The organism is Hydrosulfovibrio ferrireducens (genome assembly GCF_046883345.1).
In the GTDB taxonomy this organism is placed as follows: domain Bacteria; phylum Desulfobacterota; class Desulfobulbia; order Desulfobulbales; family Desulfurivibrionaceae; genus Thiovibrio; species Thiovibrio ferrireducens.
Genome location: NZ_JALKCW010000014.1, coordinates 83,629 through 96,762 on the forward strand (window position 1 = coordinate 83,629; position 13,134 = coordinate 96,762).

Here is a 13,134-nt window from a genome sequence, read left to right on the forward strand (position 1 = left end):
GGCAGTCACCCCACGAAGCCGACACAACTCAGTACAACACGGTTTTCAAGGTCAAGCCCTTGGCAGGCGCGGTAGATCCGGCCAAGGTTCGATCCCGGGCAGCCACGATCTCCTGAAAATCAAGGGGGGTCAATCGCCCCCGCCCCACACCAAACAAGGTGCCGACAATGTTGCGCACCATATGCCTCAAGAAGCCGTCTCCGGCGATGGTCAACCGAAACATCCGCGAATCTTTGCCATCCTCGTCAAGGCGAGCGGCAAAGATGGTCCGCACGGCGCCCCTCCCGCCGGTGATTGTAAGATCGCGGGAGCCGGAAGCCTCAAAACTGCTGAAATCATGGGTGCCGACCACCATCGGCAAACAGAGCCGCACCGCGTCGCACATAAAAGGGGCGCGGACCTGAGCGGCGTACAGCCGCTGGCAGGGCGGCATGATCTCCGTGGCCATGAAGGCGTACTCATACACCTTGCCCGTGGCGTTATAACGCGCATGAAAATCATGCGCAACCTTTTCGGCATCAAGCACCCGGATAGCCTCGGGCAGCATGCTGTTGAGCCCCTTCACCAAGCCGGAAAGAGGGATGGACGAATCGGTCTGAAAATTGGCCGTCATCCCCTGGGCATGCACCCCGGCATCGGTTCGTCCAGCCCCGTGCAGAATGACCGGAGCCTGGGTCAGACGGGCAATGGCCTCTTCCACAACCTGCTGGATGGCGGGTTGGCCCAACTGCCTCTGCCAACCGGCATACCCAGTTCCGTCGTAGGCCAAAACAAGCTTGATGTTTCGCACTGCGCGCTACGGGAAAAGGGGGACGATTCTCAGCCCGGTGTTCTCCGGAAAGCCGCACATGAGATTCATGTTCTGCACCGCTTGCCCGGAGGCGCCCTTGACCACGTTGTCGATGGCGGAGAGGATGATGACCCGGCCGGTGCGCGGGTCGAACTTGACGCCGATATCGCAGTAATTGCTGCCCCGGATGTACTGGGTGGCAGGATACTGCCCGGCCGCGCAAACCCGGACAAACTCCTCCTCTTTATAATAATCCTGATAGAGTTCGGTCAACCCGGAGAGCGGCTTGACTGCTTTTGCGTAAATCGTGCTGAGAATGCCCCGCGACATCGGCACCAGATGCGGGGTAAAGGATACCGTCACCGGCTGGCCGCACAACCCGCCCAGCTCCTGCTCGATCTCCGGGGTATGCCGGTGCTCGCCCACCTTGTACGCCTTGAAACCGTCGGCCACCTCGCAGTAGAGCGAGCCTACCTGCGCCGCCCGCCCCGCTCCGGAGACCCCTGATTTTGAATCGATGATAATGGTTTGGGGATCAACAAGACCGGCCTTGAGCAGGGGCGCCAGCCCCAGGATGACGCTGGTCGGGTAGCAGCCGGGATTGGCAACCAATTGCGTGTTGCGGATCGAGGCCCGATGCAGCTCGGGCAACCCGTACACCGCGGTGGCCAGCAGATCCTTGGCGCTATGGGGTTGGTACCACTGCTCGTACACCTGCGCGTCATGAATCCGGAAATCGGCGGAGAGATCGACCACCTTCTTCCCTGCGGCCACCAACTGCGGCACGATGTCCATGGCGGTCTGGTGGGGCACCGCGGTAAAGAAGAAATCAGCCCGCTGGACAAGCGCTTCAACCGGGAGATCTTCGCAGATAATATCCGCCCGCCCCTGCAGGCTGGGAAAAACCTGCGAAAGGGGTTTCCCGGCATATTGCCGGGAGGTGGCCACCGCAATCTCAACCTCGGGATGGTTGCACAGTATCCGGGCAAGCTCCGCCCCAGTGTATCCGGATGCACCGACAATGCCGACTCGTACCATCTTCATCTCCACTCAGCTAGGAACCACAGGGGCCAGACACAGGCCAAAAAAAATCAGGGGAAGAGCGATACGCGCCTTCCCCTGATGAGATACACAATAGTGTTGGTGATATTGACCAGGCAATACCAGGCAACGATTAACGCTTGGAGAACTGGAACCTCGCTCTGGCCGATTTCTGGCCATATTTCTTCCGCTCTTTCATGCGCTGGTCGCGGGTCAGAAAACCCGCTTTTTTCAAGGCCGGCCGGTGCTCGGGGTCAACGATCAGCAGAGCCCGGGCAATCCCGTGGCGCAGAGCCTCGGTCTGGGCAATCTTGCCGCCGCCGGTCAGGGTGGCCATTACATCAAATTTTGCCCCGGTGTCGGTCAGAGCCAAAGGCTTGGCAACCTTCTGCAGGTAGTCAAAACCGCCGCCGAAATAATCCGGCACGCTCATCTTGTTGACCTGAATGTTGCCGGAACCAGGTTTCAACCACACCCTGGCAACTGCGGTCTTTCTTTTTCCGGTCGCGTAAAAACTATTGTCTGCCATGTTCAAGCTCCAATATCCCGATTTAAGAGAGCGGGATTATTTTATAATTCCAGAGACTCAGGCTGCTGGGCGGTATGGGGATGCTCCGTTCCGGCATATACCTTTAATTTCTTCAGTTGAGCACGGCCCAGGGTGTTCTTGGGCAACATGCCGCGTACAGCCTTGCGCAACATCTCTTCCGGCTTTTCCGCCATGAGAACCTTGGCGGTCTTTTCCTTCAAGCCGCCCATAAAACCGGTATGATGACGATACACCTTGTCGTCCCACTTCCTGCCGGTCAGACGAACCTTGTCCGCATTGACCACGATGACAAAATCGCCGACATCTTGGAAGGTGCAGTAATTGGCCTTGTGCTTGCCGCGCAGACGCGTGGCAATCTCGGAAGCCAAACGGCCAAGTACCTTGTCCTGGGCGTCAACGATCAGCCACTTGCGTTCAATATCTTTGACCGGGGTCAAATAAGTCTTCATTTCAAAGCCCTCGCAAAACGAAATAGAATATATCTATATAAGTCAAAATGGCCCGTTCTGCCATGAAAAAATGCAGGACGGGCTGTCGGTCAATGCAAATAGGCCCACGGACTCGAGCCTCAAACAAAAATGGAGCGGGAAACGAGATTCGAACTCGCGACTTCAACCTTGGCAAGGTTGCACTCTACCACTGAGTTATTCCCGCTCATTTTCAGTATGTGAAAAACGCCAGATGTATAACAATGTGGGAAGGGGTTGTCAACAAAAAACCTGTGCGCATGGGATAATTTTGCCCTCCTGGCCGCCTCGCCAGCCAGGCCGACATAACTATCTATAATATTTTGTTATTACAATCTTTTCCATGAGTACCCCGGGGATTCCTATTGCCGGAAGCCGCCGGAACTTGGTATAAACAAGCAACCTTATTTTTCTACCTGTTTTCTTTAATGATGAGACTGGCTTATGAGCAAGCAGCCAGATAATTCAGGAGCAACCCATGGCAGCACAGAGAGCCCGGCAAAGCGAAGTGAAACGAAAAACCAAGGAAACCGACATCGCCCTCTCTTTCGCCCTTGACGGCACGGGCCAGGTACAGTGTGCATCCGGTGTGCCCTTTATGGATCACATGCTCACCCTCTTTGCCGTGCACGGCTTTTTTGATCTCGCCATCCGCGCCTCCGGGGATACTGAGGTTGATGCGCACCACACGGTTGAAGACCTTGGCATCTGCCTGGGCCAAGCCCTGAAAAACGCATTGCGGGATTTTGGCGGCATCCGGCGCTACGGCTTCTGCGCCTTGCCCATGGATGAGACCCTGGTCCGGGTAACCCTGGATTGCTCCAATAGGCCGTATCTGCATTATGGCGTTGCCTTTCTCGAACAAAAGGTCGGCGAATTCGACACCCAACTGGCCAAGGAATTCCTCCGCGCCCTGGCCCAGCACGGCGGGTTGACCATTCATGTTGAAATGGCCCATGGCGAGAACACCCACCATATTCTTGAAGCAATCTTCAAGGCCTTGGGCCGGGCCCTTGACGAGGCAACCACCATTGACCCCCGCGCTCAGGGCCCCGTATCCTCCAAAGGATCCTTATAATTTCACACTGGAGAAATCATCGTGACACCCTTTAAACCGTACACCATTTTTCTTGCCAGCCTGACCGCACTCATCCTGCTTTCCGGCTGCGCTCGCACTACCGCCCAGGTCCAGCCCGAAGAATTGCTCCCGGTAAAAACAATCGTTGTGCTCCCGGTGGAAATCGACCTGGAGAGCCAGGGGAGCCGATCGCCCAAGGAAACCCAGCAGCTTGAAAAGGGGCAAAAGCTCGTGGACACACTGCTGGCGGAGTATTTTTCCGGCAGGGAGGATATCGCCCTTCTCACCGCAGGACAACGCGATGCCCTGGAAAAAGACATGATCCGGTGCAGGACAACCGCGGCCGTCACCATCTGCCGGACCCAAAAAGCTGATGCCGTGCTTCTCTGCACCCTGCACCGCTTCACTGAACGGGAGGGCACCGAATATTCCATCGCCAGCCCGGCCTCTGTCGCCTTTGAATACAAACTCATCCATGCGGATACCGGACAGACCATCTGCTCCGGGATGTTCAACGAAACCCAGCAACCCCTGCTTGCCAACATGTTCCAGTTCTTCACCAAGGCGAAGCGCGGCATGAAATGGCTCAGCGCCGAGGAACTTGCCCGCGACGGGATCAAGCAAAAAATTGCCGATTGCCCCTATCTGAAAAAATAGCCCTGCCCGTGTGCGCCATCCCCAAGCAACTCAATCACCTTGTCGGCCGGGCCATGCATCTCTACCGGATGCTGGCCGACGGCGACCGGGTGATGATTGCGGTGTCCGGCGGCGTCGACAGCCTGGTCCTCTCCTGGCTGCTGAAGGAATGGCTCCGCAAGGCGCCAATCCGCTATGAGCTTCTGGCGGTGCATCTTGACATGGGTTTCGGCGGCGCGGAATACGACCTGGTCCGGGAACAGCTCCGCCGCATAGATCTGCCCATGCTGATGGAGCGGACCGTTTTCGGCCACAAGGCGCTCGCCGCCGAAAACGGCAAAAACGGCTGCTATCACTGCGCCAGGCAACGCCGCAACCGGCTTTTCTCCCTGGCCGAAGAACATCACTGCAACAAACTCGCCTTCGGCCACCATCAGGAGGACATCATCGAGACGTTTTTCCTCAATCTGTTCTACGGGGGAAACCTCAGCGCCATGGCGCCAAGACAGGAATTGTTCGGCGGCAAGCTGACCCTTATACGCCCCTTGGCCATGGTGGAAAAAAAACGGATCGTGGCGCTTGGCAAAAGCCTGGGCATTACCCCAGTGGCCAACCCCTGCCCGCTTGCCGCGGACTCCCGCAGGGAAAAGATCCGCTCTTGGCTCACCCCCATGTACGAAAACGACCCAGCCCTCAAGGCCACCATTTTCGCAAGCCTCGGCAATGTGAGAACCGACTACCTGCTCGCCCCCCTGCCACCTGCGCTCCCCACTTCCTCTTCCATCGGATAAGCGCCCGCACCCATCTCCATATTTCAGACAGGCTTCACGAAACACATTCCAGCCTCCCCATTCACAGCGCTATTTTTTCCATTTTCCATCTTGACATGCGCCTAACTATCAAATACCTTTTCGGCAGCACAAAAAGGTTAGGCGCTGGCGCTGCCTGTTTCACTTGAGCAACCATGCGGGGGTGCATGGCGTGCTCTTCATTCATTTTCTCGGAGGAACTCCATGCTGAAAATTATTCTTTCAACGCTGTGCGGATGTTTATGCTGGACTGCCGTCGCTTTTGCCGCCGTGGATATCAACAAAGCCACGGCAAAGGAACTCAACGGCTTGCAAGGCATCGGCCCTGCCAAGGCGCAGGCCATTGTCGAGTACCGGCAAAAAAACGGCCAGTTCAAATCAACACAAGATCTGAGCAAGGTAAAAGGAATCGGTCCCAAGATCGTGGAAAAACTGGGCAGCAGCATCACGGTTACAAAGTAACAGCCAACAAAATGCCATGCACCCCCCACATAAAAGGGGAGAAGGAATGGCTCCCTTCTCCCCTTTTTATGTGACGCAATGGCCGTCGTGGACCTCCGCCTATTTATTGAGCAGCTTGGCCATTTCCTTGGCAAAATAGGTGATGATGATATCCGCGCCAGCCCGCCGGATGGAAAGCAGGCTCTCATGCATGACCTTTTCCCCGTCGATCCAGCCATTGGCCGCGGCGGCCTTGATCATGGCGTACTCCCCGCTCACTTGGTAGGCGGCGATGGGCAGATCAAACTCATCGCGCAACCGGCTGATCACGTCCAAATAGGCCATGGCCGGCTTGACCATCAGGATGTCCGCGCCCTCTTCCACATCCAGGGTCGCCTCCCGCAGCGCCTCCCGCACGTTTGCCGGGTCCATCTGGTAGGCCTTGCGATCGCCGTGCTGGGGCGCGCATTCCGCCGCGTCCCGGAAAGGCCCGTAAAACGCGGAGGCGTATTTTACGGCATAGGACATGATCGGTAGCATGTGGAAGTTATTCTCATCCAGTATCCCCCGGATCTCGGCAACCCGGCCATCCATCATATCCGAAGGCGCGACCATGTCGGCCCCGGCCTGGGCATGGGAAAGCGCGATCCTGGCCAGCACCTCCAGGGTTGAGTCGTTGTCCACCACCTCGTCGAGGAGAATGCCGCAATGGCCATGGCTGGTGTATTCGCACAGGCAGACATCGGTGCACACCGTGAGCGCAGGGGCCGTATTCTTCAACTCCTTGATGGCGCGCTGGATGATGCCGTCCTTGGCATGCGCCCCCGAGCCCTTCGAATCCTTCTTGTCGGGCAACCCGAAAAGGATGACGGAGTTCACTCCCAGCCCCATGCACTCCTTGGCCTCCTTGGCCAACTGGTCCACGGATATCCGGAACACCCCGGGCATGGACGACACCTCTTCCCGCACTCCCTTGCCGGGCATGACAAAAAGCGGGTAGACAAGGTGAGCCGGAGCAATGCTGGTCTCCCGGATAAGCGCCCGGAAATTTTCGTTCTGCCTGAGCCTGCGGGCCCGGTATTCAGGAAAAATCATGATCACTGCTCTCCTTTTTTCTGCTGGCGGAAATCTTCCCCCAGCGCCTATTCAATCTTAAAGGCTTCCCCCACCAGGGTATTGATATACCGCTCCGGCATATCGACCCCCTCCTTGGGAACAACCACCTGGGAAACCCCTTTTTTCTGCCCCATGAGCCGCAAGCCGTACTCCATGGCCTGAAAAATATGAGCGCACGCGGTCTGGATGTTCTCAAGGGTCCGCGGCTCCCGCGTCAAGAGCTGGTCAACGGCCTCATCGTCAAAGCTGACCCGCACCCCGCATTTTTCACTGATCTCCGTCTCGCTGCCGTGAATGGCCTGAATCAGCCGGATAAAACCATCGCACACTTCGCGGGGATCCACATCCTGATCCTGACTCTCCTTGGCCATGAGCTGCAACCGCTTCGGGGTGGTGAGCACCTCATGGTCTTCCAGGTAATTCCCCATCCGCTTGAGAATAAAGGATGTCAGCCGCTCAAACTCAACCGCCTGCAACGCCTCGAAACGGGCCCGATGATCCGCCTGCACCCCAGGGTCCGCCAAGAGCCTTTCGAGCACCACCCCGGGCGAACGCACCATCTCCACATCCACCACAAGATACCGGATGCTGGTGGAGGGCAGCTTCTTTTCGTAGTGGAGCAGGATTTTCTCCATGACACTTACCAGCCCGCGGGCTCCGGTCCGTTCCCGCTTGGCCAGCATGGCGATTTCGCGCAGGGCCGCGTCTTCAAACTGGAGATTGACCCCGTACACCCGAAAATCCTGTTTCTTGGCAACCACGATGGAGCTGTTGGGATTGGCCAGGATCTCGTAAAAATCATCCTCGCTCAGTTCATCGAGCACGGCGATGACCGGCAGACGCCCGACAAACTCGCTTTCAAAGCCGAACTCAACGAGATCCTCGGCCTTGACCTGCTTGAGAAACCGCCCGCTTGTTTTCACCGAGGAGACGGAACTTTCAAAGCCCATGGATTGCTGCTGCACCCGTTTCTTGATGATATCCTCAAGCCCGGCAAAAGCGCCGCTCATAATGAAAAGAATATTCCTGGTGTTGACCACCCGCCGCTCCCGCTTGCCCGTTGCCCGATACTGTTCGATGGCCTCGATCTGCGAGACCGGATCGTGGGCGACCTTGAGCTCGACCTCGGTTTCCTCCATGGGCTTGAGCAGGGCGCGCTGCACCCCGGTGCGGGAAACATCCGCCCCGATCCGGGAAGGGCTGGCAGCGATCTTGTCGATCTCGTCCAAATAGATAATGCCGTACTGGGCCCGTTCGATATCCCCGTCCGCCTCCCGGACCAAATCGCGGACCAGATCATCAACATCCCCGCCCACGTAGCCTGTTTCGCTGAACTTGGTGGCGTCGCCCTTGATGAAGGGCACCCCGAGATGCCGGGCGATGAGCTTGATGAGGAAGGTTTTGCCCACCCCGGTCGGGCCCATGAGCAAGACGTTGCTTTTGATCTGCCCCATGCTGCGCCTTGCCGTGCGGGGATTGGCCTGGGCGTAGCTGATCCGGTTGAAGTGGGTGCAGATTTTGGTGGCAAGAATGGCCTTGGCCTCATCCTGCCTCACCACATACTCGTCGAGATAGGCAATAAGCTCTTCCGGGTTGGTGTCGAAATGAAAATCCGCCGCGCCGCCGGCGGCCGGCTTGCCGGTTTCGGCCTCTTCGCTCTGGGGCATGGGCAACAGGCCGCTGGAGATGATCTTCACCTTCTGCCCGTACTTTTTGCTGAGATACTCCCCGATCTCTTTTTCCAACTCTTTCTGGTCGGGAAGGGTGGTGTTGTATTCGTTCATGGCCTCCTCCCTTATTCTTCACCCAGGGACAGGGACTTCATCTTCCTGTGCAGATGACTGCGTTCCAGACCTATTTGTTCCGCGGTCTGGGAAATATTCCCCTCATTGCCCGCGAGGCGGGCCTTTAAGAAATCCCGTTCGAAAATCTTCTTGGCCTCTTTGTAGCTCAAGGTGTGGTAGAGCGCGTCCAAACCGGCGGCCGAAGGCGCGTCTTCCCCCGGCGCAATGCCGAGCAGCCGCACGACTTCCGCCTCGTCAACCGTATCCGCCGCACACATGATCATGATCCGCTCCACAAAATTGCGCAGTTCGCGGACATTGCCCGGCCAGACGTGGCGCATCATGGCCTGCAGAGCGCCTGTACTGAATTCTTTTTCGCCCAGTCCCTTTCTCGCGTTGTCCGCCACGAAATCGGCAACCAACAGGGGGATATCCTCCCTCCGCTCCCGAAGCGGCGGCACCTGAATGGGCACCACGTTGAGCCGATAAAAAAGATCCGCCCGGAAAGTGCCGTTTTCGATCTCCTGCTCAAGATCCTTGTTGGTGGCGGCCAGCACCCGAACTTCGACCTGGATGGTTTTCGAGCCGCCCACCCGCTCAAATTTCTGCTCCTGCAGGATGCGCAGCACCTTGGCCTGGGTCTTGAGGCTCATGTCGCCGATTTCATCCAGAAAGAGCGTGGTGCCGTCGGCCAGATCGAACTTGCCCCGCCGGCTGGCCGTGGCCCCGGTGAACGAGCCCTTCTCGTGGCCAAACAGCTCGGATTCGATCAGCTCCTCCGGAATAGCGGCGCAGTTCAGCTCGATCATCGGCTTGGCCGCGTTTTTTGACAACCGGTGGATGCTCTGGGCCACCAGCTCCTTGCCGGTGCCATGCTCTCCCCGGATCAAAACCCACGCCTCGGTGGGCGCCACCCGCTCCACCAACTGCCTCAGCGCCACCATGGCCGGCGAGTTGCCGGTGAGTTGGGTGGCGCGCTGGGTTTGCTGGCGCAGGATCAGGTTCTCTTTTTTGAGCCGGGCCAGATCCAGGGCGTTGTTGATGGAGAGGATGATCTTGTCGTAGGAGGGCGGCTTTTCGATAAAATCATAGGCCCCCATCTTGGTGGCCTGCACCGCGGTTTCAATGGTGCCGTGCCCGGAGATCATGATCACCGGCAATTCGGCCTGGATTTCCTTGATGCGCTTGAGCACCTCAAGGCCGTCCAGCCCAGGCATCCAGATATCGAGCAGCACCAGGTCGACCTGCTCATCCTCCAGCAGGGAAAGCCCCTGCTGCCCATCCTCGGCGGAAAGCGCAAGAAACCCTTCATCCGCCAGAATGCCGGACAGAGACTCGCGGATACTCGCTTCATCGTCTATGATAAGGATTGTCTTTGCCATCGCCGTTTCACTGCCGCCGCTTTGCTGCTGCCGTTTCGCGAAAATTTGTCCGCCTGTTTCCAATATACCATGCCCTGCCGGGCAGATAACACGCTTTTCTAGCCATTACTTAAGGGAAGTTCAATAATGAAACGTGCCCCCTGGGGCTCATTGTCCTTAACCCTGATATAGCCGTGATGATCCGCAACCACCGTGCTGGCTATGGCCAGCCCCAGACCGGTTCCGGTCTTTTTTCTCGAAAAATAGGGCTCAAAGAGCCGCAGCTTGTCCTGATCGCTGACCCCGGCGCCATTGTCGCGCACCTCAAGGATGACCACATTGCGCTCTTCCTCGCAGGCAAGAACGATCTCGATCTCTCCAGCCGAGGAAGTGGCGGCCACGGCATTATTGAGCAGGTTGACGAGAACCCGCTTCATCTGCTTGACGTCAAAGGAAAACAACGGGATAGGCCCCTCCACCCGCAAACGAAACAGCCTGTCCTTGTGGGCCTCCTGATAGAGGACAAAGGCCTCGTTGGCCATTTCGGCGATATTCCCCATGGCTTTATGCACCGCGGGCATCCGGGCGAAACTGGAAAATTCGCTCACCAGTTTTTTCAGCTCGTCAACCTGGTTGATGATGGTTTTGGTGCAGACATCGAAAACCTCCTGGTCCCCCTCCAGCCGGTCGAGGTACCGCTTGCGGAGCCGCTGGGCGGAAAGCTGGATGGGAGTCAGGGGATTTTTCACCTCATGGGCGATCCTCCGCGCCACCTCACGCCAGGCCGCCATCCGCTGCGCCTTTTCCAGCTCGGTGAGGTTGTCAAACACCAGAACCACGCCAAGGGATTGGTTGTTCTCATCCTCAAGCCGGGTCACATTCACCCGCAGCGAAAAGGTTTCATCGCCCACCGTAAGGCGCAGGGGCCTTTCCAGCGAAGATTTGCCGCTGCGCGACAGCTCGCCGAGGAAACCATCCAAGACAGCCCGGTGCTCCGGCCGGAGAACCGCCTGATACTCCTTGCCCTCAAAATCCCCGCGGTCAATGCGAAGCAGTTCCTCGGCAAACCGGTTGATCGTGGTAATCCTTCCGTGCTCATCCAGGGAGATGACCCCGGCCGCCACGCTTTGCAGAACAATCTCCATGTAGCGGCGTCTGGTCTCGGCATCGAGATTGCCCTGGCGCAGGGCGCTGTTTGCTTCTTCGAGCTGCCGTTTACTGGCGAGGAGATCGCTGGTCATCCGGTTGAAGGAATCGACCAGGGTTCCCATCTCGTCGCCCGAGGTCTTTTCCAGAACAAAATCCAGTTCCCCTTCGGCAACCCGCCGCGTCGCCTCGGCCAGCCTGCCGATGGGGCCGGTCAGTCCGCCTGCCACATAAAAGGCGAACCAGATTGCGCAAAAAACAATGAGCAGGGTGACGATCAGCAGCATGACCAGCAGACTGGTTTTAATCGGGGCCTTGAGAATCATCAACTGCTTGTAGCCTTCGTACCCGGCGGAGATGGTCTGCATCTGCCTGACCCGTTCCTGGGGAATAAGCAGGGAGACGATCAGCGCCCCCTGACCAGCATCCGCGCCGTCGATCCGGATTGAACTCACCCCCCGGATCAGCTCCCCGGCAGCCACCGGCTGGATGGTTATCTGCTCCGTATTGTCGGCAAGGGCGTTGCGGATCGTGTCCAGCGGAATTTCCGGCACACCCTCCTTAATGATTTCAGGCCGGTACGCCCGGGCCAGCACCTCTCGTTGGCCGGAGATCACCTCGATTCCAGCCAACCCATGGGTTTTCATGATGTCTTTCAACACCGGCTCGGCATCTTTCCAGGAAATATCCCCGTACCGCTTTGCATCCAACCGATCCCCGATGAGACGCGCCTGCCGGTCAACCTGATCCTGGGTTTCCTGGTAACTGTTCTTGGCGATGGCAATCGACTCCTCAAGGGACTGGGCCACATTGCTATTGAACCAGTAATCCATGCTGGTGGAGACAAACTGCAGGGCAATGAAAAAAAGCAGCCCGGTGGGAAAAAAGGACATGGAGACAAAGGCGATGACCAGCTTGGAGCGGAGCTTTGTGCCAAGGAACCGTCGCCGCCGCTCAAAAACAAGCTGCGCCAGATTGCGGAGCACCAGAAAAACCATCAACAGCAAGAGGAGAACATTGAAGTTGATGAGGACGAAGATCAGGACATTGCCGCTGACCGGAAAAGGAACGGTTCCCAGTTGCACAACCCTGGTTTCCAAATAGGTCAGCAGGGGGATCAGAACGAGACAGGCAAGGATGATCAGACGGATGCGCTTTTTGCGGCGCAGCCTGTCTTTCCTGAGAACCTCCTCGTCGGCTGCCTCCATGCTAAGCCGTCGTCGCAAGATAATCTTGCCTTCTGGTTTGCAAAAACGGCAGCAGTGTTAACGGCGTAAGGAGCCGTAACGAAATAATCTGGCCATCAACTTTCATTCTGCAACGGCTCCTAATATCTGAACTCCACGGTGTACCACTCGGTTTCAAAATCCCAGAGGCTCAAGAAGGGAATCACGTAGTGGAAATAAAGCGGCAGGGTTTTTTCCGCAAGCTTGGCCTTCACCCTGAGCAGGTATCCCGCCTCCGGTAGCAGGGATTTCAAGGGCACAATCGGCGGTCCGTTGAGCTGGGCCATGGCTTTTTTCGCCTCGGCCAGCGACTTGGTGCGGAAGGTCTGACCGGAGATTTCCGAACGGACAATGGAGTACTCCTCCTTCAGGGTGTCATAGCTCAGGGTATGGTCAAACTGCAGGGAAACGAGCTGCTGGTTCAGCCAGGTGTTCCGTTTCCGTTCCAGCTTCACGTAAAAATTGAAGGTCACCGGGATGCCGTTTTTTATCCCCTCCTCCATCTGCTTGGTAAAGGCATTGTTGACCGTGAGAAACAGCAGCAGATCCGTACTGGAATTGGTAACGATCAACTCCTCGATGGTCGCGTTCTGGGCAAGCGCGGGCTGCCCCCCGCCCCAGAAAAGAGCCAGGGCGAGCAGCAAGGATGAAAAAACGCGAAATTGTCGTGTACGGCTGAATATGCGCAT

13 protein-coding genes and 1 tRNA gene are annotated in these 13,134 nt (G+C 57.4%); 4 read left to right on the forward strand and 10 right to left on the reverse strand.

Features of this window, described 5'->3' with window-relative positions; all coding sequences use genetic code 11:
- Positions 1–28: 28 nt before the first annotated feature.
- From truA to MWR57_RS07060, 5 genes are all read right to left on the reverse strand, one after another.
- Positions 29–790 carry a tRNA pseudouridine(38-40) synthase TruA gene (gene truA, locus MWR57_RS07040; protein WP_423124092.1) on the reverse strand — a complete coding sequence of 254 codons (762 nt, stop codon included), beginning with the start codon at positions 788–790 and terminating at the stop codon, positions 29–31.
- 6 nt (positions 791–796) lie between these two features.
- Positions 797–1,828 carry an N-acetyl-gamma-glutamyl-phosphate reductase gene (argC, locus tag MWR57_RS07045; protein ID WP_479723951.1) on the reverse strand — a complete coding sequence of 344 codons (1,032 nt, stop codon included), beginning with the start codon at positions 1,826–1,828 and terminating at the stop codon, positions 797–799.
- A 136-nt stretch (positions 1,829–1,964) separates the two neighbouring features.
- Positions 1,965–2,360: a 30S ribosomal protein S9 gene (gene rpsI, locus MWR57_RS07050; protein ID WP_423124094.1), complete on the reverse strand. Its 396-nt coding sequence runs from the start codon at positions 2,358–2,360 to the stop codon at positions 1,965–1,967.
- A gap of 41 nt (positions 2,361–2,401) precedes the next feature.
- Entirely contained in the window at positions 2,402–2,830 is a 429-nt protein-coding gene (gene rplM, locus MWR57_RS07055; protein ID WP_423124095.1) for a 50S ribosomal protein L13, read from the reverse strand.
- Between the two features lie 130 nt (positions 2,831–2,960).
- Positions 2,961–3,035: transfer RNA gene (locus MWR57_RS07060), tRNA-Gly, on the reverse strand.
- A 291-nt stretch (positions 3,036–3,326) separates the two neighbouring features.
- Between MWR57_RS07060 and hisB the strand changes: the two genes are divergently transcribed.
- The 4 genes from hisB (at position 3,327) to MWR57_RS07080 (ending at position 5,833) form a co-directional block, all read left to right on the forward strand.
- A complete protein-coding gene (hisB, locus tag MWR57_RS07065) occupies positions 3,327–3,926 on the forward strand; it encodes an imidazoleglycerol-phosphate dehydratase HisB (RefSeq protein WP_423124096.1) in 600 nt (199 codons plus the stop codon).
- Positions 3,927–3,947: 21 nt separating this feature from the next.
- On the forward strand, positions 3,948–4,583 hold the full coding sequence (locus MWR57_RS07070; protein WP_423124097.1) for a hypothetical protein: 636 nt from the start codon (positions 3,948–3,950) through the stop codon (positions 4,581–4,583).
- Entirely contained in the window at positions 4,562–5,353 is a 792-nt protein-coding gene (locus MWR57_RS07075) for a tRNA lysidine(34) synthetase (protein ID WP_423124098.1), read from the forward strand. The genes MWR57_RS07070 and MWR57_RS07075 overlap by 22 nt, the downstream gene beginning before the upstream one ends.
- A 222-nt stretch (positions 5,354–5,575) precedes the next feature.
- Complete coding sequence (locus tag MWR57_RS07080) at positions 5,576–5,833, forward strand: ComEA family DNA-binding protein (protein WP_423124099.1); 258 nt, start codon at positions 5,576–5,578, stop codon at positions 5,831–5,833.
- A gap of 99 nt (positions 5,834–5,932) precedes the next feature.
- Here MWR57_RS07080 and hemB read toward each other — a convergent pair whose 3' ends face one another.
- The 5 genes from hemB to MWR57_RS07105 form a co-directional block, all read right to left on the reverse strand.
- On the reverse strand, positions 5,933–6,907 hold the full coding sequence (hemB, locus tag MWR57_RS07085; RefSeq protein ID WP_423124100.1) for a porphobilinogen synthase: 975 nt from the start codon (positions 6,905–6,907) through the stop codon (positions 5,933–5,935).
- A gap of 47 nt (positions 6,908–6,954) precedes the next feature.
- The gene (locus tag MWR57_RS07090) at positions 6,955–8,712 is read right to left on the reverse strand and encodes an AAA family ATPase (RefSeq protein ID WP_423124101.1); all 1,758 of its coding nucleotides are present in this window, start codon (positions 8,710–8,712) and stop codon (positions 6,955–6,957) included.
- A gap of 11 nt (positions 8,713–8,723) precedes the next feature.
- Positions 8,724–10,094 carry a sigma-54-dependent transcriptional regulator gene (locus MWR57_RS07095; RefSeq protein WP_423124102.1) on the reverse strand — a complete coding sequence of 457 codons (1,371 nt, stop codon included), beginning with the start codon at positions 10,092–10,094 and terminating at the stop codon, positions 8,724–8,726.
- A 98-nt stretch (positions 10,095–10,192) separates the two neighbouring features.
- On the reverse strand, positions 10,193–12,445 hold the full coding sequence (locus tag MWR57_RS07100; RefSeq protein WP_423124103.1) for a sensor histidine kinase: 2,253 nt from the start codon (positions 12,443–12,445) through the stop codon (positions 10,193–10,195).
- Positions 12,446–12,546: 101 nt separating this feature from the next.
- Complete coding sequence (locus MWR57_RS07105) at positions 12,547–13,134, reverse strand: DUF4390 domain-containing protein (protein WP_423124104.1); 588 nt, start codon at positions 13,132–13,134, stop codon at positions 12,547–12,549.

Bases quoted from the DNA above. Each gene is read 5' to 3' on its own strand.
- argC (WP_479723951.1), bottom strand. From the start codon at position 1,828: ATGGTACGAGTCGGCATTGTCGGTGCATCCGGATACACTGGGGCGGAG.
- rpsI (WP_423124094.1), bottom strand. From the start codon at position 2,360: ATGGCAGACAATAGTTTTTACGCGACCGGAAAAAGAAAGACCGCAGTT.
- rplM (WP_423124095.1), bottom strand. From the start codon at position 2,830: ATGAAGACTTATTTGACCCCGGTCAAAGATATTGAACGCAAGTGGCTG.
- hisB (WP_423124096.1), top strand. From the start codon at position 3,327: ATGGCAGCACAGAGAGCCCGGCAAAGCGAAGTGAAACGAAAAACCAAG.
- MWR57_RS07080 (WP_423124099.1), top strand. From the start codon at position 5,576: ATGCTGAAAATTATTCTTTCAACGCTGTGCGGATGTTTATGCTGGACT.
- hemB (WP_423124100.1), bottom strand. From the start codon at position 6,907: ATGATTTTTCCTGAATACCGGGCCCGCAGGCTCAGGCAGAACGAAAAT.
- MWR57_RS07090 (WP_423124101.1), bottom strand. From the start codon at position 8,712: ATGAACGAATACAACACCACCCTTCCCGACCAGAAAGAGTTGGAAAAA.
- MWR57_RS07095 (WP_423124102.1), bottom strand. From the start codon at position 10,094: ATGGCAAAGACAATCCTTATCATAGACGATGAAGCGAGTATCCGCGAG.
- MWR57_RS07105 (WP_423124104.1), bottom strand. From the start codon at position 13,134: ATGCGCATATTCAGCCGTACACGACAATTTCGCGTTTTTTCATCCTTG.